The organism is Lederbergia sp. NSJ-179, from assembly GCF_022867885.1.
Classification (GTDB): Bacteria; Bacillota; Bacilli; order Bacillales; family Bacillaceae_C; genus Lederbergia.
On record NZ_JALIFP010000010.1, the window covers coordinates 85314 to 107917 of the forward strand.

The 22604-nt window shown below is 38.9% G+C and carries 19 protein-coding genes; 18 read left to right on the plus strand and 1 reads right to left on the minus strand.

The genetic code is table 11. The annotated features are described in order from the left end of the window. The first annotated feature begins 99 nt into the window (after nt 1-99). Nucleotides 100-1434, plus strand: a complete 1335-nt coding sequence (gene glnA / locus MUB24_RS09950; RefSeq protein ID WP_244703597.1) for a type I glutamate--ammonia ligase — start codon at nt 100-102, stop codon at nt 1432-1434. Nucleotides 1435-1709: 275 nt separating this feature from the next. After that, nucleotides 1710-2729, plus strand: coding sequence for a Gfo/Idh/MocA family protein (locus MUB24_RS09955; protein ID WP_244703599.1), 1020 nt, complete (start codon nt 1710-1712; stop codon nt 2727-2729). A gap of 158 nt (nt 2730-2887) precedes the next feature. On the opposite strand, the gene MUB24_RS09960 is transcribed toward MUB24_RS09955, so the two are convergent. Then, entirely contained in the window at nt 2888-4270 is a 1383-nt protein-coding gene (locus tag MUB24_RS09960) for a GGDEF domain-containing protein (RefSeq protein ID WP_244703602.1), read from the minus strand. Nucleotides 4271-4436: 166 nt separating this feature from the next. Between MUB24_RS09960 and MUB24_RS09965 the strand changes: the two genes are divergently transcribed. From MUB24_RS09965 to ppc, 16 genes are all read left to right on the plus strand, one after another. Then, nucleotides 4437-5453, plus strand: coding sequence for an NAD-dependent epimerase/dehydratase family protein (locus MUB24_RS09965; RefSeq protein WP_244703605.1), 1017 nt, complete (start codon nt 4437-4439; stop codon nt 5451-5453). A 2-nt stretch (nt 5454-5455) separates the two neighbouring features. Then, nucleotides 5456-6520 carry a dihydrodipicolinate synthase family protein gene (locus MUB24_RS09970; protein ID WP_244703607.1) on the plus strand — a complete coding sequence of 355 codons (1065 nt, stop codon included), beginning with the start codon at nt 5456-5458 and terminating at the stop codon, nt 6518-6520. Between the two features lie 31 nt (nt 6521-6551). After that, a complete protein-coding gene (locus MUB24_RS09975) occupies nt 6552-7352 on the plus strand; it encodes a M55 family metallopeptidase (RefSeq protein WP_244703610.1) in 801 nt (266 codons plus the stop codon). A gap of 98 nt (nt 7353-7450) precedes the next feature. After that, entirely contained in the window at nt 7451-8569 is a 1119-nt protein-coding gene (locus tag MUB24_RS09980; RefSeq protein WP_244703611.1) for a mandelate racemase/muconate lactonizing enzyme family protein, read from the plus strand. 283 nt (nt 8570-8852) lie between these two features. Then, a complete protein-coding gene (locus MUB24_RS09985; protein ID WP_244703614.1) occupies nt 8853-10526 on the plus strand; it encodes an extracellular solute-binding protein in 1674 nt (557 codons plus the stop codon). Between the two features lie 108 nt (nt 10527-10634). Next, the gene (locus MUB24_RS09990) at nt 10635-11492 is read left to right on the plus strand and encodes an ABC transporter permease (RefSeq protein WP_244703712.1); all 858 of its coding nucleotides are present in this window, start codon (nt 10635-10637) and stop codon (nt 11490-11492) included. Between the two features lie 17 nt (nt 11493-11509). After that, nucleotides 11510-12394 carry a carbohydrate ABC transporter permease gene (locus MUB24_RS09995; RefSeq protein WP_244703616.1) on the plus strand — a complete coding sequence of 295 codons (885 nt, stop codon included), beginning with the start codon at nt 11510-11512 and terminating at the stop codon, nt 12392-12394. A gap of 13 nt (nt 12395-12407) precedes the next feature. Continuing rightward, nucleotides 12408-13262, plus strand: a complete 855-nt coding sequence (locus tag MUB24_RS10000) for a hydroxyacid dehydrogenase (RefSeq protein WP_244703618.1) — start codon at nt 12408-12410, stop codon at nt 13260-13262. Continuing rightward, nucleotides 13253-13399, plus strand: a complete 147-nt coding sequence (locus tag MUB24_RS10005) for a hypothetical protein (protein WP_244703620.1) — start codon at nt 13253-13255, stop codon at nt 13397-13399. Before MUB24_RS10000 ends, MUB24_RS10005 begins: the two co-directional genes overlap by 10 nt. A 186-nt stretch (nt 13400-13585) precedes the next feature. Next, nucleotides 13586-14617: a LacI family DNA-binding transcriptional regulator gene (locus MUB24_RS10010; protein WP_244703622.1), complete on the plus strand. Its 1032-nt coding sequence runs from the start codon at nt 13586-13588 to the stop codon at nt 14615-14617. Nucleotides 14618-14724: 107 nt separating this feature from the next. Next, nucleotides 14725-15723, plus strand: a complete 999-nt coding sequence (locus MUB24_RS10015; RefSeq protein WP_244703623.1) for a Gfo/Idh/MocA family protein — start codon at nt 14725-14727, stop codon at nt 15721-15723. Nucleotides 15724-15748: 25 nt separating this feature from the next. Beyond that, nucleotides 15749-16645 carry a Gfo/Idh/MocA family protein gene (locus tag MUB24_RS10020; RefSeq protein ID WP_244703625.1) on the plus strand — a complete coding sequence of 299 codons (897 nt, stop codon included), beginning with the start codon at nt 15749-15751 and terminating at the stop codon, nt 16643-16645. A gap of 26 nt (nt 16646-16671) precedes the next feature. After that, nucleotides 16672-17523, plus strand: a complete 852-nt coding sequence (locus MUB24_RS10025; RefSeq protein ID WP_244703627.1) for a sugar phosphate isomerase/epimerase family protein — start codon at nt 16672-16674, stop codon at nt 17521-17523. 28 nt (nt 17524-17551) lie between these two features. Next, on the plus strand, nt 17552-18328 hold the full coding sequence (locus MUB24_RS10030; RefSeq protein ID WP_244703631.1) for a glucosamine-6-phosphate deaminase: 777 nt from the start codon (nt 17552-17554) through the stop codon (nt 18326-18328). 1 nt (nt 18329) lies between these two features. After that, entirely contained in the window at nt 18330-19493 is a 1164-nt protein-coding gene (gene nagA, locus MUB24_RS10035; RefSeq protein ID WP_244703633.1) for an N-acetylglucosamine-6-phosphate deacetylase, read from the plus strand. 346 nt (nt 19494-19839) lie between these two features. After that, a complete protein-coding gene (gene ppc, locus MUB24_RS10040; RefSeq protein WP_244703636.1) occupies nt 19840-22590 on the plus strand; it encodes a phosphoenolpyruvate carboxylase in 2751 nt (916 codons plus the stop codon). Nucleotides 22591-22604: the final 14 nt, after the last annotated feature.

Consider the following 22604-nt stretch of genomic DNA (forward strand, 5'->3'; position numbering starts at 1 on the left):
TTTTTTAGAAAAAATCATATAAAATTTTAAAGTGCATATGTAGATGAAAAAATGAAAGAATATGCAACTTTGATCTTACGGGAGGACTTTTAAATAAGTATGGGTAGATATACCGAAGAAGATATTATGCGGTTGGCAAAAGAACAAAATGTGAAGTTTGTCAGGCTGCAATTTACGGATATTCTAGGAACGGTTAAGAATGTAGAAATCCCAATTACGCAGTTGGAGAAGGCTTTGGACAACAAGATGATGTTTGATGGTTCCTCAATTGAAGGTTTTGTCAGGATTGAAGAATCGGATATGTATCTTTATCCTGATTTAGATACATGGGTTGTTTTTCCATGGTCTGCCAGTAAAGGAAAAGTAGCCAGACTGATTTGTGATGTCTATAATTCCGATCTAGAACCATTTGCAGGAGATCCACGCAGTAATTTAAAGAGAGTTTTAAAAGAAATGGAGAAATTCGGATTCACTCATTTTAATTTAGGACCTGAGCCAGAGTTCTTTCTATTCAAATTAGATGATAATGGGGAGCCGACATTGGAATTAAATGACCATGGTGGTTATTTTGACCTTGCTCCAACTGACCTTGGTGAAAATTGTCGACGGGATATTGTATTGGAATTAGAAGAGTTGGGCTTTGAAATAGAAGCCTCCCATCATGAGGAAGCACCTGGCCAGCATGAAATTGATTTTAAATATGCCGATGCTGTAACAGCCTGTGACCAAATTCAAACCTTCAAATTGGTTGTAAAAACAATGGCAAGAAAACATGGTCTTCATGCCACTTTCATGCCGAAACCTCTATATGGCGTAGCAGGATCTGGTATGCATTTTAATTTATCCTTATTTAATGATGGAAAAAATGCCTTCTATAATCAAAACGGTGAATTACAAATGAGTGAAACAGCGTATCAATTCTTAGCTGGTATTATTAAGCATGCTCCTGCTTTTACAGCGATCACAAACCCAACCATCAACTCATATAAGCGCTTGGTTCCAGGGTATGAAGCACCTTGTTATATTGCATGGTCAGCACAAAATAGAAGCCCTCTTGTTCGAATTCCCTCTTCACGCGGACTTAGTACCCGAATTGAGGTAAGAAGTGTGGACCCAAGTGCTAATCCTTATTTAGCGATGGCGGTTCTACTGAAAGCGGGATTAAGTGGAATTGAAGATCAATTAACACCACCTCATGCCGTGGATAAAAATATTTATATTATGAATAAAAATGAGCGGCAAGAAGAAGGTATCATTGATTTACCGGCTAATTTATATGAAGCTCTAGAGCAATTGAAACAGGATGAAATTATTAAAGCGGGCTTAGGAAATCATATTTACGAAAATTTTGTTGAAGCAAAAGAAATTGAATGGGATATGTTTCGCACACAAGTCCACCCGTGGGAGCGAGAACAGTATTTGAAACAGTATTAATTAGGACAAACCGCCGGAGCGATTAGCTTTAGCGGTTTTTCTATATCGAGCAATTTTGGTTGATGTGAGTGTTGCTTTTCTAGCTTCCCGATAATGGCCATTGATGGAGGGAAAGAAAGGCAATGAAAGTGAAGGAACGTGTTAACGTATTAATTATACGTAAAAAAGCACAAAATATAAGACGTCTATTACTTATTGCAAAATCTTTTCAAATATATGACAATATACGGTAGTGAAAGCAGTTTCATCGTTAAATAAAAGGAGGAGGAGTTTGTATGTGTCCTTTAGGAGTTGCGGTAATTGGGTGTGGGACCATTGCTGATTTCCATATCAGGGCCATCCAAAATATTGAAAATGCTAAATTAATAGGGGTGTCAAGCCGAACGAAAGAGCGTGCTCAACAAATTGGGGAGCAAGAAAATTGTGAATGGACAACAGATTATCGGAAGTTACTTCACCATCCAAAAGTAGAGCTCATCTGTTTAACAACTAGTAGTGGCAGCCACGCAAAAATTGGTTTAGAAGTATTAAAACGTGGAAAACACTTATTAGTTGAAAAACCGCTGGCCATGAATAGTTCAGATGCCAACCGGCTTATTCAGACAGCGAAAGAAAAAGATGTTATTTTATCCGTCGTTTCCCAAAGAAGATTTGAACGGCAACACGAGGAGGTTAAAAAAGTCTTATCGGAAGGAGCCATTGGACCATTATTATATGTGGAGGTTACAACTCCCTTTTTCCGAACCCAAGAGTATTACGATTCAGCGGATTGGCGGGGAACAATCGCTGAAGATGGCGGCGCTTTAATGAATCAAGGGATTCATTCCATTGACCTTATGCTTTGGATGGCTGGCGAGGTTAAAACGGTCTATGGGAAAGTGGCAACAAAAACGCACGAAATGGAAGCGGAAGATTTAGGAGTAGGCTTGGTTACATTTAAAAATGGAGCATTAGGGACCATTATGGCTTCTACCAGTATTCAACCTGGTTTTGAACAAACCCTACATTTGTACGGTGAAAAAGGAAGTTTTCAATTACAAGGCAGCCAAATTGTCCATTGGACGGTACCAGGCATCCCCCAACCTGTTTTAACGAATCAGGAGGAGGGGAAGCAAGGAACTAGTAGTCCTACAAGTATTTCCACTATCCATCATCAAAGACAGATTGAACAACTAATAGGAGCGATTCAACAAAGTGGAAAACCTGCTGTAACAGGAGAGGAAGGAAGAGAGGCAGTTCGATTGATTGAAGCCATTTATGAATCTTCAAGACTTGGGAAAGAAATGCAACTTTGAATACAAACGAAACTAACAGGCGAGAAAGAAATACGCGATTCTCGCCTGTTTTTGGTCGGAACATTTATTTTATTATTGATTAGGTATAGGAAAATCATTTATAATCACGTAAACATTTAGTAATTAGCCCAGAATGGCAAAAAGCACCCTTCCTTACTTCATTTATTTTGCTCTTGGTATATATTCATTTTATTTAGTTGATCAGTCACAAATGATAAACGGTAAATTCTTCTTGGTCTTCCTTTAGATGAAAGCTTCTCCTCTCCGACAATGTCAATCAATTCAGCATCCATCCATTGCAGTAATATTCTATGAGCACTTCTTACAGTAATGTCTAAAATCGAAGCCAACTCCTGGGCGGTATAGTCCGTTTTGCCGTATCGTGATATCTGGGCCATCAGTTTCGTCATATAGGAAGCGGACATACCTGCTTTTTCAGCTTCGTCAAGAATTTTTGAATCCGTGATCGACAAGTCATAGAGCTCATATCTCATCGGAGTAGTCACATCAACCGGCCCGATGACACTTCGATTTTCCCTTACAATGTAACAAATGTTTCCACCGGATTCCTTTGATTGTCGAAGTGCCAATCTTGCATGAGTTCCAGCATCAATTGCTGATCGACCAAAACCGATCCCAATACTTAGCGTAATCCCGATTGACTTTTTTGCATCTTGAAGAATAGGGATGAATTTATAACCTCTTGTCTCTCTTTCGAAAATTCCCCGAGTTGTGAAAAACAAATACTCGCCTCCACCCATATTTATTAAGTGTCCATCAAGCTGCTTAATGTAATCTAATAACATACGATGAATGTCGAGCTTTAATTGCTGAACATCATGTTCGGATGGATATTTTTCAACAACGTGTCTAAAATCGTCAATGTTGATGAGTCCTACAACAATTTGCGCTTCTTTATTACGTCTTGTTTCTGTGGCAAGAAGCGCTCTCTCCAATGAAACAATCAAGTCTTGATGAGTAGGTGTCACCCATTCATTCGGGACATTTTGCTCCGTCAATTTATCTGATACTGCCTGTATCCCCGTCATGGCTATCGTCTTTTTTTCTTGATAATTTTGAAGATGAAACGCAACGATTTCCTCAATTGTGGATGAGACAGGAGTGTCGTAGAAAAAGATTTGTGAATCGGTTTCTTGCAATTCCAAAAGGATCTGTTTTGCGTATTTTACATCAACGGTATCGATGGACAGTAATTTTAATCCATAAATATTTTTCAAGTGAAACAAAGATTGGTATAATCCCGTTCCCATAAGTGGAACGTGATGAACTGGAATATGAAATTCCAGCATGTCCTTTGTTTTTTTATACCCGCGGTATTCCAAGAACATCAACACTTCAACTTCATTCGTTAGCCTTCGAGCTAAATCTGGAATCTCATCTTCAGATTGCGGGACACAGAATAGTGGATTGAAATTTGGAAACGACTGCAGCGCCTCCTTCGTTTTTTCGATCAAGGATTCCTGTCCGATTACACCAATCGAAATCACGGATTGAACCGATAACGTACCTTTATCGAACATCATCATCCCTCCCACCGTTTTTTTTTGACGATCGAAAAAGTGACTCCAAGCCATCTACTTAAAGACACTTTATAGACTTGTCTTTAGAAAGGGCTTACTTTTATAATAATTTTAACACTTTAAAAAGTCAATTTTCAGTGTTTGTTGAATATTTAAGGAGGTCATCATGAAAACAGTTGAAGAATTAGAAAGAGAATTGTCCAAACCATCTGATGCTTTGATACGTGAAATAAGAGAACTAGAAGGGGATATTTTGATTCTGGGAGTTGGTGGGAAGATCGGCCCGAGTTTGGCAAGAATGGCTAAAAGGGCGATTGATATGGCAGATATAGATAAAAGGGTTGTCGGAGTATCCCGCTTTTCTTCCGGAAATTTAAGGGAGCAGCTTGAAAATTGGGGGATTGAAACTATTGGCGTTAATTTGCTGGATGAGACAGAATTAAGGAAAATTCCCAAGGTGAAAAATATTATTTATATGGCTGGCCACAAATTTGGGACGACTGGCAAAGAATATTACACTTGGGCAATGAATACTTATTTGCCTGGGAGGATTGCCGAAAGATTCAGAGACTCAAATATGGTTGTGTTTTCCACAGGCAATGTTTATCCTTTAACTCCGTTAAGCATTGGGGGTTCTGCGGAAGAAAGTGAGACCGAACCTGTCGGAGAATATGCCCAGTCTTGTCTTGGGCGTGAACGAACATTGGAATATTTCTCTCGTAAATACGAAACGCCGATGTTGATGTACCGATTGAATTATGCGAATGATCTGCGCTATGGGATTTTACTAGAGGTTGCTCAAGCTGTACAAGACAGCCGTCCGATTGATTTAAGTATGGGGTATGTCAATGTGATTTGGCAAGGGGATGCTAGTGACATGGCACTACGCTCGTTACGGTATTGCAGTAGTCCGCCAGTAGTGTTGAATGTTACGGGTCCTGAAACCGTTTCCGTTCGATGGCTAGCTAATGTATTTGGAGAATTACTGCAAAAGGAACCAATTTTCATCAATCAAGAAAAAAAAACGGCCTTATTGAACAATGCATCGAAGTCACACAAATGGTTTGGGTATCCCAGAGTGTCCTTAAGGAAGATGATTGACTGGACGGCAGATTGGGTGAAGGAAGGAGGAGTGACCATAAATAAACCGACACTTTTTCAGGATAGAAAAGGGGCGTTTTAAAGATGGCAAACACATTGACTCAGGATAAACAACATGCATTACGTGATGGAATCGCTATACCCGCCCATCCACTTGCTTTAACATCCGAACGACAGCTGGATAAAAGGAGGCAACGTGCCTTAGTCCGTTATTACATGGCTGCTGGGGCAGGTGGGATCGCTGTCGGGGTACACACTACACAATTTGAGATTCGAAAAAAAGGAATCGATTTATATGAACCAGTTTTACGTATCGCTGCGGAAGAAGTAGCTAGGGCAGGAAACACTCAATCGTTTGTAAAAGTTGCGGGAATATGTGGTCCAACTGAACAGGCGATCAAGGAAGCAGAAGTTGCGGCAGAATATGAATACGATCTAGGCCTTGTCAGTTTGGGAGGGATTTCTGATCAGTCAGAAAAAGAATTATTGCAACATGTCAGGCATATCTCGGAGATTATTCCGATATTCGGATTTTACTTACAGCCTGCTGTCGGTGGACGACTATTAAGCTATCAATTTTGGAAAGAGTTTTCAGAGATTCCCAACGTGATGGCAATCAAAATCGCTCCTTTCAATCGCTATCAAACATTAGATGTTGCCAGAGCGGTATGCCAATCAAACAGAAAGGATGATATTGCCCTCTTTACCGGTAACGATGACAATATCATAGCGGATTTATTGACCACTTACCGTTTTAATATCGATGGGAAACAGATTGAAAAGCCAATTGTAGGCGGTTTATTAGGACATTGGGCGGTTTGGACGGAAAAAGCTGTTGAATTTTTCGGCAGGGTAAAAGCAGCAAGAAAAGACGGGGCAATTCTGTCCGATCTCCTATCGTTAGGGACTGAGATAACAGACTCCAACGCAGCTCTCTTTGATGCACCGAATCACTTTGCCGGCTGTATCCCCGGAATCCATGAAGTACTACGCCGCCAGGGATTGTTAGAGGGCAGATGGTGTTTAAATCCCGCCGAAAAGTTATCGGAAGGACAAATAACGGAAATCGATCGGATTTACAGGGACTATCCGCACTTGAATGATGATCGTTTTGTTCGTAAGCATTTAAATCAATGGATGAACGACTGAAAAAGGAAAGAAGAAAGGAAGAAAAAGGAGCATGAATGTTTATGTCAGCGTGGACATGGAGGGGATCGGTGGGATCGTTGTCCGAGAGCAGTGTAACAGAGGTACAACTGAATACGCTGAGGCACGGCATTTGCTTACTCAAGAAGTAAACAAACTGATTGAAGGATTGTTGGAAGCGGGAGCTAAAAATATCATTGTTCGAGATGCCCATGGAACGGGATTTAATTTTATTCTGAATGATCTTCATCCAGCTGCCTGTTATGTCATGGGAGCTCCAAACAAACCGAACCGATTTCCCAAGCTGAATAAGGAAATCGATATCGGGATATTAATGGGTTATCATGCGATGGCGTCAACTGCTGCCGCCGTTCGAGATCATACGATGACTTCGAAAACATGGGGAAAGGTATGGTTAAACGGTCGAGAGGTCGGTGAAATATGGATAGATGCCCTTCTTTTTTCATTTTATGATGTTCCGATTGTTATGGTAACCGGTGACGATAAAGCTTGTTCGGAAGCTAGATTGTTCTTGCCAAATGTGACAACATATGAAACTAAAGAGGGATTTGGCCATCATGCTGCTTTGCTGAAACCTCCAGAAGTTGTCCGTCAAGAAATAAGAACAGCAGCATGCCATGTTCTCAGAAAAACACCTGCAGTCCAGCTAGTTAAGGAAAAAACGAAAGGGTTGCATGAGTTAATCATTGAATATGTAAATACGGAAAGTGTTGACGGCATTTATGCTGATGGAGACAGGGTGATACGTTTGGATGGACATAGAGTATTGTACCGGGATAACGATCTTCATGAACTATTTCGACGTGTTTTTTGAGTAGGCTACCTCACTTCAATTCGTTTGAAGTTGATGTCTTCCGACACAATAAGATAAGCATACAAAGGATTATCACATGGAAGAAAGGAAAAAACGAAATGAAAATTTCAGATATAGAAGTGTATCCACTCTCACTTCCCATGAAACAGGACTATCATATTGCTGGTGGATCGGTAGGAGATCAACAGAAAAGAGCACCACACGTATATGTGAAAATCACGAGTGACACTGAGGAGGAAGGGTGGGGTGAAGCTCGTCCCAGTCATCGCTGGAGCTATGAAACTTTGGAATCCGCTGTTACCACATTAAACAACTATATAAAACCGATACTCATAGAGGAAAATGCCGAAGATCTACAAAAGATTCATAAAAAAATGGACAGACAAATTGCTTCAGGGTTGGCTATCGGACAACCAATCGCCAAAGCTGCGGTCGATATGGCTTTGCATGATTTAATTGGAAAGCATAGGAAACAGTCACTAACAAGTCTTTGGGGAGGGATGCCTAAGAAAAACATAAACCTATCTTACCTTATCAGTACAAGTGATCCAGAGAAGGCTTTTGCGAAAGCGAAATATGCTAAGGAACAAGGATACTTGGGAGTTGATGTAAAAATTGGTCTGAATCCGAAGCAGGATGCGGCCATTTTGGAAGCTGTCAAAGAAGCCGCTCCGGAACTCTTTTTTCGGACGGACGCTAACCAATGCTACAATTTACCTCAAGCCGTTCAACTTTCGAAAAAAATGGAACAAATCGGGATTGATGTATTTGAACAGCCCTTACCTGCAGAAGATTTGAAAGGGCATGCCGAATTGCGTCGTAAAGTTAACATCCCGATTGCTTTGGATGAAAGTATTTGGGGACCGGGTAACTTGCTTCAGGCGTTACGTTTGGAAGCATGCGATTTGGTTGTCATTAAAACAACAAAAATGGGAGGCTTAAGGAAAGCGAGATTATGTGGAGAGATTGCTAGGGAAGCCAATATTGGATTGTTGGGTGGAGGATTAACGGATTCTTCACTTGGTTTAATGGCCAGTGCCCATCTTTTTAACTACTTGGATATTGATACACCAGTTGACCTAAATGGCCCAATGTTCTTGGAAGATGACCCTGTTGAGAACGGACCCCAAATTGATGGAGGGAATGTAGAATTATCTTGCGGTTACGGAATTGGGTGTTGGGTAGATATGGATAAACTGATAGCTTTCAGTGTGTAAAACAAGAAAAGTTAAAGGAACTGTTGATTCGAAGATATTTATAAAACTATTGGTTTTATAACAATTTGCGAGAGACATCATTCAACATTTAAAAAGAGAAATTTATCTCTTGACGAGAGTTAAAGTAATCGTTTTCTATAGTTTGCGTCTTTATCGTGTCTTTAAATAGGTGCTTTATTGACAGCGTTAACATATTGTAATAAAAAGATATAGAAAGATAAATAGAAACTTTTAAGTGTTTTCAACGGTTATGCTAAAAAATAAAGAATAGAGGGAAAGGGTAATGAAAAGTAAAAAAAAGCTTTATAGTCTATTGGCTGTCGCATTGCTCTTATTAGTTGGCGTGTTATCAGCATGTTCAGGTGAGAAAGTTTCTGGAAAAAAAGATAAGTCAGTTTCGACAGATTCAACGGCAGAAGGAACGGATAACCCTTCAGCAGGAATGCCCGATAAATTTGATCCCGTTGTGGAACTGAGTACCGTGACTGGGAATGGTCCATCTGTCCAATTACCTAAAGGGGATACTCCAGATGATAATGCGTGGACACGTCATTTAGAAAATGAATTTGGGATCAAGGTAAAAAATGAATGGAATGCTCCTGGTGAACAATATGATCAAAAAATTAATTTAGCAATTAATTCTGGCGATATTCCTGATTTTTTTATGGTAAGCCCTCAACAATTTGTTCAATTAGCTGAAGCCGATTTAATTGAAGATTTAACTGACGTATATGAGAAATACGCACCTGAGAATGTCAAAAATGTGATGGATGAAGCGGGAGAAGCCGTTTTAAAAGCAGGCACGATTGATGGGAAACTTATGTCCATTCCTTTCTCGGGAAAAGAGCAAGAGAATGCGTCTATATTATGGATTCGCAAAGATTGGATGGAAAAACTGAATTTATCCGCTCCAAAGACAATGGATGATGTCTTAAACATTGCGGAAGCCTTTACAACGAAAGATCCAGATGGAAATGGCAAAGATGATACTTATGGATTGGCTGTTAATAAAGAAATTATGTTGACAAGAGGACTATTTAATGGTTTTCATGCCTATCATGATATTTGGATCAAAGATGATTCGAGAAATCTGGTCTACAGTAATATTCAGCCCGAATTTAAAAAGACACTTGAAGCTCTTCAGGACATGTATAAAAAGGGACAGATTGACCCTGAGTTTGGTGTGAAAGATTCGGCGAAAGTGGCAGAAGATTACGGAAAAAATAAAATTGGAATGGCTTTTGGTGGACGCAGTGCGGTAGGCTTTAAATTGCAAACACCGGAAGCGGAGTGGCAAGCTTATCCTGTCCCTTCCATTGATGATAAGCCAACCCTACTTCAACACAATGTAAATATTGAAGGGAATCGATACTGGGTTGTGAAAAAAGGGGTAGAACATCCAGAGGCTGTATTAAAAATGATGGATTTTTTTCTAGAAACCTTTTACTACAATACGGATGATGATGTGTTTAAGGAATTTGTAGATGATGGAGAAAATCAAAGCATTTGGCAATTTTCTCCAGCAAAGTTGTACACACCTTTTAATAATGTTGCGATATATAAGGCTATTTCAAAAGTGATGGAAAGCGGTGACGAAAACCTTGATGACTTAACCCCACATCAGCGTAATTTTTACGAAAGAATCAAACTTTATCTTGATGGAGATATGCAGTGGTGGGATCAATATCAAGGATTTGGACCAGAAGGGTCTGGTCCTGTACTTGAGCAATATATTGATAATGATCAGTTTATGATGAATGAATTCTATGCGGCCCCAACAAAAACGATGGCTAAACGTGGGGCAAACTTGGAAAAGATGGAATTAGAAATGATGACAGACATTATTAAGGGGGGATCATTAGATAAATTTGATGAATATGTAGATAATTGGAAAAAACTTGGGGGCGACCAAATTACGGAAGAAATCAACGAATGGTACAAGCAGCAAGGAAACTAGATATTTTCAATAAGGGGAGAGGCCTCTATTCTCCCTTTTACATTTACCCGTAAGGAGGTTTACGCTTTGAGTAAAAAAAAGATATCTAAAAACTGGGCTCTTCATGTTATGTTAATTCCGGGCATTATTGTTGTATTAATTTACCATTATGGGCCAATGGTTGGACTTTCAATGGCTTTTCAAGATTATACTCCAACCAAAGGGATGTTTGGGTCTGACTGGGTTGGCTTAGAAAACTTTGTATATATCTTTCATTTACCTGATATATGGCAAGTTATCTGGAATACTTTTTTTATTGCGATTATGAAAATTATTGCGGGTTTAGTTGCTCCAATTATAACAGCTCTTTTACTAAATGAAATTGGCAAGCAGTTTTTTAAGAGGACTGTCCAAACTTTCATTTACTTACCTCATTTCCTTTCATGGGTGATTCTAGGAGGAATTTTAATCGATATTTTATCACCTGGCGAAGGGATCATTAATCGTTTACTTGGAACCTTCGGGGTTGAACCGATTTATTTTTTAGGAAGTAATGATTGGTTTCCCTTTACGATGGTGATTTCGGATACTTGGAAGGAATTTGGTTATAGTACAATTGTCTATTTAGCAGCATTAACAAGTATCAACCCCAATTTATATGAAGCAGCCGCAATTGATGGGGCAGGTCATTGGAAAATGACATGGCATATTACATTACCCGGAATGAGGATGATTATCGTCTTACTAGCCACATTGAGTATTGGAAATATATTAAATGCCGGTTTTGAGCAAATTCTAATTTTGTATAGTCCACAAGTGTATCATAGCGGAGATATCATCGATACAGTTGTTTATCGAATGGGACTATTGGAGGCACAATATAGTATTTCTACAGCTGTTGGATTATTAAAGTCTTCTGTTTCTCTTATTTTGATATCTGTTTCTTATTGGGTGGCTTATCGATTTGCGAATTATCGTATTTTCTAAAGAAAGAAGGTACATATATGGTTCAAGATACTTCCTTAAGTAGAAAACTTTTTGTTGGCTTTAATTACACATTTTTGGCCATCATGGCCTTCTTATGTTTATTTCCCATTATTCATATTTTAGCCATTTCTTTTAGTTCTAACCAAGCTGTTGTAAAGGGAATTGTAACACTGTGGCCTGTAGAATTTACTACAGCCTCCTATCAATATGCATTAAGTAAAAAAGCATTTACTACATCAATGGGTGTGTCTTTAACAAGAATTTTATTTGGAACGGTGATTCAAATGTTAATGATCATCCATGTTGCCTATCCGCTTTCCAAAGAGGCCTCCCAATTTAAAATGCGCACCTTTTATGTCTGGCTTTTTTTTGTAACAATGCTTGTCAGCGGTGGATTAATCCCAACATATATGATGATTCGTAATACAGGCCTACTTGATACCATTTGGGCATTAGTTATTCCAAATGCAGTTCCAGTGTTTAGTGTGGTTTTATTACTTAATTTTTTCAGAGCGATACCGAAAGAGTTGGAAGAAGCCGCTTTTATGGATGGGGCAGGTCATTTTAAGTTATTATGGAAAATTTATGTTCCGTTGTCGACCCCCGCATTGGCCACACTATTTTTATTTTCGATTGTCTTCCATTGGAATTCTTGGTTTGATGGCTTGATTTATATGAATGATATTTCTAATTATCCACTGCAAACCTACTTGCAAACGATTGTAACTGGTTTTGAAATGGATGTAGTTTCAGAGGAAGATGCTGAATTGCTAAAGGAGTTATCAAATCGAACATTTCGGTCTGCCCAAGTTTTTCTTGGGGCGTTACCGGTATTAATGGTTTATCCATTTTTACAAAGGTATTTTATGAAAGGAATTGTGTTAGGAAGTGTAAAAGAGTAAAGGAGTTTTGCATATGAGTAAAATTGTATTGTTACAAAGTCTTCCGACGACGAAACGAGTTTTTAATGATAAGCAATTAGAATCGTTGGAACAAATCGGGGAAGTCCATATCAATCAAGATCAAGACAAGGTGCAAAAGGAATCTGTACGCAAACTATTACAAAATGCTGAAATAGCGATTACATCTTGGGGATGTCCAAAAATTGATTCGTACTTACTTGACTCCGCTCCACGATTGAAGGTCGTATTACATGCAGCAGGAACGGTGAAAAGCATTGTTTCACCGCAATTATGGGAAAGGGGTATTCGTGTCAGCAGTGCAGCCGATGCACTTGGAAAAGGAGTAGCCGAAACGGCTTTAGGTCTTATGATCGTATCCCTTAAAAATATATGGCAGTTAGCGAAAAACACTCGTGAGGGAGAATGGAGCAAAGGAAAAAATGAAATTAGAGAAGTCTATGGTCTGACAGTAGGGGTGATTGGTGCTGGCAGGGCAGGTCGTCATTTTATTCGACTTTTGAAAAATTTTGATGTCAAAATATTATTGAATGATCCTACAGTTACTGAAAAAGAAGTAAGTTCATTTGGTGCCCAAAAGGTCGAATTAAAGGAATTATTGAGTCAATCAGATGTTGTTTCGATTCATGCTCCCTCAATCCCAGAAACGAATCATTTGCTTAATCATGACAGCTTGCAATGGATGAAAGATGAAGCAATTTTAATTAATACAGCAAGGGGTTCTATAATCGATGAAGAAGCTCTAATAGCAGAATTAAATAAAGGGAGATTGTTTGCTTGTTTAGATGTGACAAAGATTGAACCCCCCCATTGGATCACCCTTTCAGGGCGCTCCCAAATGTGGTTCTAACTCCCCATATTGCAGGAGCTGTTACGAATGGTTTGCAAAGACTAGGTGAATATGTTGTGAATGATATTCACCGCTATTTATCCGGGGAAAAGATGGCTGGAGAAGTGAAGAAGGATCAATTAAATCAGTTGGCATGAAGCTTTAGAGCGGGGAATGGATTTGCTACTCACTCTAAATTATTGGGCGTAAACTTAGAGGTGGGGGAGTTCTGTTTACTCCTGTGATTCAGCTTGGGCACTTGATTCATTATCTCTTTTATGCTAAATTTTGTAGTAATCGATTTCTATTGAAAGAGATAAATATAGATAAAGGTGAAGAAAGAAATGAAAAAGCATACCACCATTTATGACATTGCCAAAAAAGCCAATACCTCTACAGCAACAGTATCACGAGTATTAAGTAATAGTAACTACCCGGTAAGCCATGAATTGCGACAAAAAATCGTAAAGGTAGCCAAAGAGTTGAATTACGTCCCTAATATGCTTGGAAGACAATTAAAAACGAATAACAGCATGACGATAGGCGTGATTATTCCTTCCATTACAAATCCGTTTTATTCATCACTTGTCCTTGGGATTGAAGATATTGCGCAGAGCCGGGGATATCATCTTTTGTTATGTAATTCTCACCGCAGTCCAGAACTTGAAAAAAAGTATTTGAAAACCCTTTTTGAAAAACAAGTAAAGGGGTTAATTGTTTCTTCCATCTCGCAAAATCATAAATTATTAAAGGAACTAGTGGAGAAAGGGTTAAGTATGGTTGCCTTTGACCAAACGATTGATGGGTTTAATAGCAGTCAAATACATTTTGATTTTCGTAGGGCTGGTCTTATGGCAATAGAATATTTATGGAAGAAAGGCCATAAAAAAATTGCCTTCATTAGTTCACCATTAAGCAGGCCTAGCCGCAAAGATACGTATAAAGGTTATTTAGATGGACATAAGCAATTTAACATCTCAGTAAATAAAGATTTGGTTCAAATTGCGTCTAGAGAGGAGGAAGTTTCTGAAAGGAATTATGAGTTTCATAATGGAATTGAAATGACTCGGAAACTTTTGAAAAAGGATGAATTACCGACCGCGATTTTTTGCTGTAATGATATGACGGCATTTGGTGTAATGAATGAGCTAGCTGCTCAAGAAATAAAAGTACCTGAACAAATTTCTGTCATGGGTTTTGACAATATTGAATTCGCAGAAATGGTAACACCTCCTTTGACGACTATCCAGCAACCTGATTATGAAATGGGGAGAATGGCATGTAATCTTCTTTTGGATCAGTTGAATGGAGAATCTACTGAACATGTCGATATCATGTTACAGCCAAGAATTATTGAAAGAAAATCTGTTCAGTAAACTTTGTGCAGAAGATTTCAGTTTGAATGATGGTATATTGTAATCAATTCTATCTTTTAGTTATAAATTATTTTGCATTTTGACAATATCTTTCTGAGGTGACCATAATGAAAAAAATGAGATGTGCAATCGTTGGTACAGGAGTAATTTCGAAGCTTCACGTTCAGGCAATCAGTGATCATCCGGAAGCTGAATTAGTGGCTATTTGTGATATTGATCTTCAGAAAGCTGAAGAATGGGTGCGTGAATTTGCCCCGAAGGCAAGCGCTTACTCTAATCATAAAGAGATGTTCGAAAAGGAAGATATCGATATTGCGTCCATTTGTGTACCGAGTGGTTTACACGCAGATGTTGCGATTTCGGCTGCTGAAGCTGGTATTCATGTATTATGTGAAAAACCATTGGATATTCGTCGAGATAAAATGGCTCAAATGATTGAAACCTGTAGGAATCATAATGTGAAATTGGGGTGTGTTTATCAAAGAAGAACACTGAGTTCAGCCATCCTTACTCGACAAGCCATTCAGGAAGGAAAATTAGGAAAATTAGTTCTCGGGGATGCTTATTTAAAATATTATCGTAGTCCTGAATATTTTCAGAGTGCTGGTTGGAGGGGAACCTGGGAGTTAGACGGCGGTGGTGCTCTAATGAATCAAGGAGTTCATGGAATTGACTTAATCCAATGGATGGTTGGGGATATAGAATCGGTTTTCGCCTATGCCGCCCCATTAGTCCGTGATATTGAGGTCGAGGATACAGCTGTTGTCGTTGTCAAATATAAGAATGATGCATTTGGGGTCATTCAAGGAACAACTTCCGTATATCCTGGACAGGAAACAAGATTTGAAATTCACGGGGAAAAAGGGTCGATTATTTTTGGAGATAGTGGAATTAAACAATGGAAGTTTCTCGAAAGTGATGAGCCAATCCCACAAACGGAGAAAGAAGATAAGGGTCATTACCTATTTGTCGATGATATGATCAAGGCCGTGCGTGAAAACCGTGAACCACTTGTTTCAGGAGAAGAGGCACGAAAAGCCGTTGATGTCATCCTTGCGATCTATGAATCTGTCAAAACAGGCAAAGAAATAAAAATAAATCACTGATTATTTCTTAAAGGAGAGAAGGAAAATGAGCAAGCTTAAAATAGGCTTGATTGGACTTGATACGTCTCATGTTCTTGCTTTTACGAAACTTTTAAATAATGAAGATGCCCCTTTTCATGTTCCAGGCGGGAAAGTGATTTTAGCTTTTCCTGGAGGTTCAGACATGGAACTTAGTCATACTCGGGTAGATGGTTATACAAAGGAACTTTCGGAGCAATATGGAATAAAAATGGTCCAGTCTCCTGAAGAGGTAGCAGAAGAATGTGATGCCATTTTATTAGAATCTGTGGATGGGCGAGTGCATCTTGAGCAGTTCGAAACAGTTGCTCCATATGGAAAACCCGTGTTTGTTGATAAACCACTTACTACAACAACGAAAGAAGCAAAAGAAATTTTTCAACTTGCTAAGCAATACCCAACGAAAGTGATGAGTTGTTCTTCCTTGCGCTTTGCTGAAGGATTTTCCGAATCTTTGTCACAGCACGAAAAGGGCGAAATCATTGGGGTGGATTGTTCAGGGCCTTTAGCGCTTGAGCCAACTCATGATTTATTTTGGTACGGAATTCATACGGCTGAAATGCTTTTTCGCAGTTTAGGTACTGGTTGTAAAACGGTAACCGTTATCAAAAGTGCTGACCATGATGTCATAGTCGGAGAATGGAAAGATGGACGGATTGGCAGTTTGCGAGGAAATCGAAAAGGTAACACGGCATTCGGAGCTCTAATCCATAAGGAGAAAGGATCAGAATTCGTTGATGTGAGCTTGGATCAAAAACCTTATTATGCCTGTTTATTAGAAGAAATAATTGCTTTTTTCCATACAGGTCTTTCTCCGATTGACGAAGCAGAAACGGTGGAAATCATTCGATTCTTAGAGGCCGCAAATGAAAGTCGTTCAACTGGATCTCCCGTAGCCATGTAATTTTTTCACAAAGGAGGATGTCTTTCTTGTTATTAGAGCGTTTGGGAATTTTAACAGATGAGGTATCACAAGACTTAATCGAAGCGTTGGATTGGGTCAAGGAAAATAATTTAAAACATGTCGAACTTCGGAGCTTTGATGGTCAAAACATAGCTGATGCTCCCGATGAAGTATTGGACAGAGTTCTATACGAAATTGAAAAGCGAGACTTATTTGTGTCAGGGATTTCTTCACCTGTGTTCAAATGTCCCTTGGACCCGGAAAGACCTGTAACCACTGGAGATACATTCGGACAAAAAGAGGAAAGTGTGGAACAGCATTTTCAAAAGCTGGAGCGGATGATTGAGATCGCCGAAAAATTAAATACGGATAAAATCCGAGTATTTTCTTTTTGGCGTGAACAACATCCCGAACGCTATATAAGTGAGATTGCCAATCATTTAAAAAAAGCTTCGCAAATAGCAGAACAGACTGATATCATCTTGCTCTTAGAAAACGAGGGAACATGTAATGGCGGGTACGCTAACGAGATAGCTCATTTCGTAAGAATGGTAGACTCACCACATCTTAGGGTATTATGGGATCCGGGGAATGAAGCTTATGGAGGACGCGCTGCATACCCTGAAGGATATGAAGAAGTAAAGGATTTAATTGGTCATATTCATTTGAAGGACGCCTTCATTAACAAAAACGGATATCCTCAATGCGTTCCGATCGGTCAAGGAGAAGTGGCTTATGCTGAACAACTACAGGCATTAGTGGATGATGGGTATAAAGGTCTGTTTACGATCGAAACGCATTATATTCCTGAAGGGGGAACCGCAAAACAAGGAAGTGAAATGACTTTAAAGGGATTGCGGAGTATTTTGCGAGCATAGAAAACAATACTAAGAAGGGGGCTAAAGCGTGGAGAAACGTTTTACACCTTTAAGGAGATTTAAGGCGGATCAATTGAGCGTACAAGTATATAGTAATCGATTACAAATGGGCCAAGCAGCTAGTTTGGATGTGATAGCAAGAATGAAAGAATTACTTAAAATAAAGGAAAAAATTCGCATGATTTTTGCTTCTGCTCCATCGCAAAGTGAATTTTTGGAAGCTTTGAAAAAAGCGGATGTGGATTGGAAGCGAGTGACAGCCTTTCATATGGATGAATATATCAATCTATCACAGGCAACGCCACAAAGTTTTGGGCAATTTCTTCGAGATCATTTATTTGATGCTGTGAAACCAGGCGAAGTTCATTTTATAGATGGATTAAAGGATCCGATTGAAGAGGGAAGAAGATATAGTAAGTTATTGCAGAAAGCTCCGATTGATATCATTTGTCTTGGGATCGGAGAAAATGGCCATCTTGCTTTTAATGATCCACCTGTAGCCAATTTTCAAGATCCTAATATCGTAAAAATCGTGGAACTAGATCCTTTAAGTCGTCAACAACAAGTCAATGATGGTTGCTTTGAAAGATTATCAGACGTGCCGACACACGCATTAACTTTAACCATCCCTACATTAATGTCTGGTCATCATCTTTATTGTATCGTTCCAGGCCCTACTAAGAAGAATGCGGTTCAAAAGGCATTAAACGATTCTATTTCATCTACTGTGCCAGCTACTATTCTGCGTAATCATCCGGGTTGCGTTCTCTATTTAGATCAAGCAGCCTATGGTGAGGATGTTTAACGTGGTATCTCGTCTAGAAGGAATAGATTATAAAACAAATAGCCCCATTCATGTATATATGGAAAATGGGATGATTACTGATATTCAAGCCATACCGGATATGCAGTTGGATTCGTTGCCTATCCTAGCACCTGGACTTATCGATTTGCAAATTAATGGGTATAAAGGCTTTGATTTTAATACTTTGCCCTTTTCGGCTGACTCGGTCATCCAAGTCACAAGGGCTCTTTGGGAGGAAGGGGTCACTACTTATTTTCCTACCCTTATTACAAATTGTGACGACTCGATTGAACAGGCCATTCAAACGATTATAAAAGCTTGTGAAAAAGATCGGTTAACAGACTCAACCATTGGCGGAATCCATATGGAGGGGCCATTTATCTCTCCAGAAGATGGCCCTAGAGGTGCACATAACGAAAAATTTATCAAAGCGCCTGACTGGTCTCTTTTAAAAAAATGGCAGAAGATAGCAAAGGGGCGCATCAAAATCCTAACCCTATCTCCTGAATGGGAAGGAGCTATTGCCTTTATCGAGAAGTGTAGTAAAAATGATGTGCTCGTTTCGATTGGGCATACAGCGGCAACGAATGAGCAAATCAGGGCCGCAGTAAAAGCTGGGGCGAGAATGTCAACACATTTAGGTAATGGAGCCCATCTGTTATTGCCCCGCCATCCTAACTATCTTTGGGAGCAATTGGCTAATGACCATCTTTGGGCCTGTTTGATTGCTGATGGTTTTCATCTTCCCCTTTCATTTTTAAAGGTAGCGATGAAAGCGAAAGGTACTAAAACAATATTAGTGAGTGACGCTGTCGATTTGAGTGGCCTTGACCCTGGAGAATATCGTACTCATATTGGTGGAGACGTTATTTTAACGGCTGAAGGGAAACTTCATTTAAAGAAAAATCCAGAACTTCTCGCTGGTTCTGTGCAAATGCTCAAACACGGAATCACTCATCTCGTGAACAATCAAATAGCCGATTTATCTGAGGCTTGGGAAATGGCTTCGTCTCGACCTGCCGCTCTCATTCAACTAGCGACTAAAAATGGGTTAGTGAAAGGTGCACCGGCAGATTTAGTTTTATTTAAACTGAAAGAAAAAAACATCCGAATAATCGAAACATATAAATCCGGAAGGCGAGTTTATCCATGCAAAGCTCAATAGATTTATAAAGTGAGTCAAGTATGTTACTAGGGGAGCATTCTTTAAGAAGGAGATGGCTCCCTTCTTTGTTGAAGTAAAGAACCATTTTAATGAAAGAAACAAAATCGCCAATTCCCCTAAATATTTGCCACTGATTTTCACTTGTGTTAGAATAAAACGTACTTTCAGGTGGTACATATTCTATCGGCAAAGGACAGTTTATACCCGTTGGGAGGTAAACTGTCTTTGTTTATCTTAATAGTGTACAAAAGCTTGCTGAAACTGGTTTAGAGTTAAGTTCAATGAATAAATCATTTGGTCAATAATCGGAGCAAAGGATGTATTTGCGTTAAAGGAGGATGATTTTATGAACGGGACAGTTGATCGAAACGTACAACTTCGCAGCGATGTGAAAAAACTAGGAAATATTTTAGGAGAAATTCTTGTTCATCACGGTGGCGTTGATTTACTAAATGAAGTTGAGTCTATCAGGGAAATGACCAAGAAGTTACGCCAAGAATTTGATTCCGATATTTATCACCAATTAAAAGAAAAAATCCAACAGCTTGAACCACCTATGCGCCAAAATGTCATAAGAGCTTTTTCAATTTATTTTCACCTAATTAATATTGCTGAACAAAACCATCGGATCCGCAGAAAAAAAGAGTATCAATTAAAAGAGCATGAGGCACAACCCTTTTCTATTGAAAGAACGGTATCAAAAATAAAAGAATATAAAATCCCCAATGAAGCTTTACAAAACGTTATTAATGAATTATCGATTGAATTGATTATTACGGCCCATCCGACAGAAGCAACAAAACGGACTGTATTGGAAATCCAAAAAAGAATTTCGATCATTTTACAAAAACTAAATAGTCCGGGAATATCGGAAATAGAAAGAGAAAATTTAGAAGAAAATCTTTACAATGAAGTTACCACTCTATGGCAAACAGATGAATTACGGCACCGGAAGCCAAGGGTATTAGATGAGGTTCGCAATGGTCTTTATTATTTTGACCAAACTCTATTCGATATTCTTCCTGCCGTACATGAAGAACTAGAATTACAATTAAAAAATCAAATAGCTGGATTTGATTGGAAAGTGCCTAACTTTCTTCATTTTGGATCTTGGATAGGTGGAGATAGAGATGGGAACCCAAATGTTACACCGGAGATTACATGGCGTACACTTGAAATGCAAAGAGAATTGGTTATAAAGAAATATAATGAAGCCATTATTAATCTTATGAAAAGATTTAGTCAATCTACCACTCGAATTACAGTTAGTCAGGATCTTATACACTCTATTAACGAAGAAGAACCGGTTTATTTGAATGAGGAAGAAAAATGGCCCGTTACATCAGAAGTGTACCGGAGAAAATTCGCCATTATTTTAAAAAGACTTCATGAGGTTGGTAAATCTGAACTTGGTTATAAAGCTTCAGAGGAACTTGTACAGGATTTAATTTTAATTCTAAATAGTGCGGAAAGTCACCAGCCCTTGGATAAAACTCTTAAATCGATTCGTACATTAATTAGGCAAGTGGAATTATTTGGATTTCATTTAGCTACATTGGATATTCGTAATCACAGTGGAGAGCATGAATTAGCCGTAAATGAAATTCTGAAGGCTGTGAATATTACTGAGAATTATTCGGAGCTAAGTGAAGCGGAAAAAATGAATATATTAGTGAGGGTTCTCAAAGATCCACGACCGTTACTGCTGTTTGAAGAGGATTATTCCAAAGAAACTCGTGCTATTCTAAAGGTATTTCAATTAATAAGAAAAGCTCATAAAGAGTTTGGAAAACGTTCCATCGAAGTTTATTTGATTAGTATGACCCAATCTGCAAGTGATTTGCTTGAAGTACTATTACTTGCGAAAGAAGCGGGCATCTATCGTCTTTATGCCGATGGTAAGATTGAATCTGATATCAATGTAGCCCCTTTATTGGAAACCATTGATGATTTAATTGCAGGTCCGAAAATTATGAAGACTTTATTTGAATTGGATGTATATCGCAATCACCTAAAAGAACACAATAATCATCAAGAAATCATGTTAGGTTACTCTGACGGAAGTAAAGATGGTGGTACTTTAACTGCCAATTGGAAGCTCTTTAAGGCACAGCTGGAAATTCATAATATGGCAAAAGAATTCGACGTTCGTCTGAAGTTTTTCCACGGCCGCGGTGGTTCATTAGGGCGTGGAGGAGGATCATTAAATACAAGTATTCTCTCCCAGCCAGTGGAAACATTAGGGGATGGCGTAAAAATAACAGAACAGGGAGAAGTACTGTCATCCAGATATTTAATGAAAGAAATTGCATTTAGAAATTTAGAACAGGCCGCTTCCGCTTTGCTTGATGCATGTGTAGGTGTTTCAAGTGAATCTGAGGTTGATTATTTTCGGGAAAAAGAATGGGAAGTGGCGATGGAAGAAATTTCAAGCTATTCATTGACGAAATATCAATCATTGGTTTTTGGTGATCCTGACTTTCTTACTTATTTTAATCAAGCGACACCACTTAATGAAATAGGTGCACTCAATATTGGCTCACGTCCGATGAGCAGAAAAAACAGCCAAAAATTTGAGGATCTGCGCGCCATTCCTTGGGTGTTTGCTTGGACACAATCACGGCACATGTTGCCTGCATGGTATGCGGCAGGTACGGGATTGGAAACATATCTAAACCAGGATGATCGTCATTTGGAAATATTGCAAACGATGTATAAAAAATGGCCATTCTTTCGAGCGACGATTAACAATTTGCAAATGGCCCTCATGAAAGCAGATATGGCTACAGCTAAACAGTATTTGACACTGGTACAATCTCCCGAAATTGCAGAAAGAATTTATAGTAATATTTACGATGAGTATCAGCGTACAAAAAGAGTATTATTAAAAATTTCTGGAAATAAGGAGTTGCTCGATCATACTCCGAATATCCAAGAATCTGTATACAGAAGAAATCCTTATGTAGACCCATTAAACTTCTTCCAAGTCTATTTGATTTGCAAATTAAGAGAAACGGATCAACCTTCAGAAGATTTAGTAACGGAGGTGCTGTTAACGATTAATGGAGTTGCTGCTGGATTAGTGAATACAGGTTAATGGTCAAATTTAAT

Excerpts from the sequence above, each read along its gene's own strand:
- MUB24_RS09975 (WP_244703610.1), top strand. The coding sequence starts at position 6,552 with ATGAATGTTTATGTCAGCGTGGACATGGAGGGGATCGGTGGGATCGTT.
- MUB24_RS09980 (WP_244703611.1), top strand. The coding sequence starts at position 7,451 with ATGAAAATTTCAGATATAGAAGTGTATCCACTCTCACTTCCCATGAAA.
- MUB24_RS10015 (WP_244703623.1), top strand. The coding sequence starts at position 14,725 with ATGAAAAAAATGAGATGTGCAATCGTTGGTACAGGAGTAATTTCGAAG.
- glnA (WP_244703597.1), top strand. The coding sequence starts at position 100 with ATGGGTAGATATACCGAAGAAGATATTATGCGGTTGGCAAAAGAACAA.
- MUB24_RS09990 (WP_244703712.1), top strand. The coding sequence starts at position 10,635 with ATGTTAATTCCGGGCATTATTGTTGTATTAATTTACCATTATGGGCCA.
- MUB24_RS09960 (WP_244703602.1), bottom strand. The coding sequence starts at position 4,270 with ATGTTCGATAAAGGTACGTTATCGGTTCAATCCGTGATTTCGATTGGT.
- MUB24_RS09985 (WP_244703614.1), top strand. The coding sequence starts at position 8,853 with ATGAAAAGTAAAAAAAAGCTTTATAGTCTATTGGCTGTCGCATTGCTC.
- MUB24_RS09965 (WP_244703605.1), top strand. The coding sequence starts at position 4,437 with ATGAAAACAGTTGAAGAATTAGAAAGAGAATTGTCCAAACCATCTGAT.
- MUB24_RS09970 (WP_244703607.1), top strand. The coding sequence starts at position 5,456 with ATGGCAAACACATTGACTCAGGATAAACAACATGCATTACGTGATGGA.
- ppc (WP_244703636.1), top strand. The coding sequence starts at position 19,840 with ATGAACGGGACAGTTGATCGAAACGTACAACTTCGCAGCGATGTGAAA.
- MUB24_RS10020 (WP_244703625.1), top strand. The coding sequence starts at position 15,749 with ATGAGCAAGCTTAAAATAGGCTTGATTGGACTTGATACGTCTCATGTT.
- MUB24_RS09995 (WP_244703616.1), top strand. The coding sequence starts at position 11,510 with ATGGTTCAAGATACTTCCTTAAGTAGAAAACTTTTTGTTGGCTTTAAT.
- MUB24_RS10010 (WP_244703622.1), top strand. The coding sequence starts at position 13,586 with ATGAAAAAGCATACCACCATTTATGACATTGCCAAAAAAGCCAATACC.
- MUB24_RS10000 (WP_244703618.1), top strand. The coding sequence starts at position 12,408 with ATGAGTAAAATTGTATTGTTACAAAGTCTTCCGACGACGAAACGAGTT.
- MUB24_RS09955 (WP_244703599.1), top strand. The coding sequence starts at position 1,710 with ATGTGTCCTTTAGGAGTTGCGGTAATTGGGTGTGGGACCATTGCTGAT.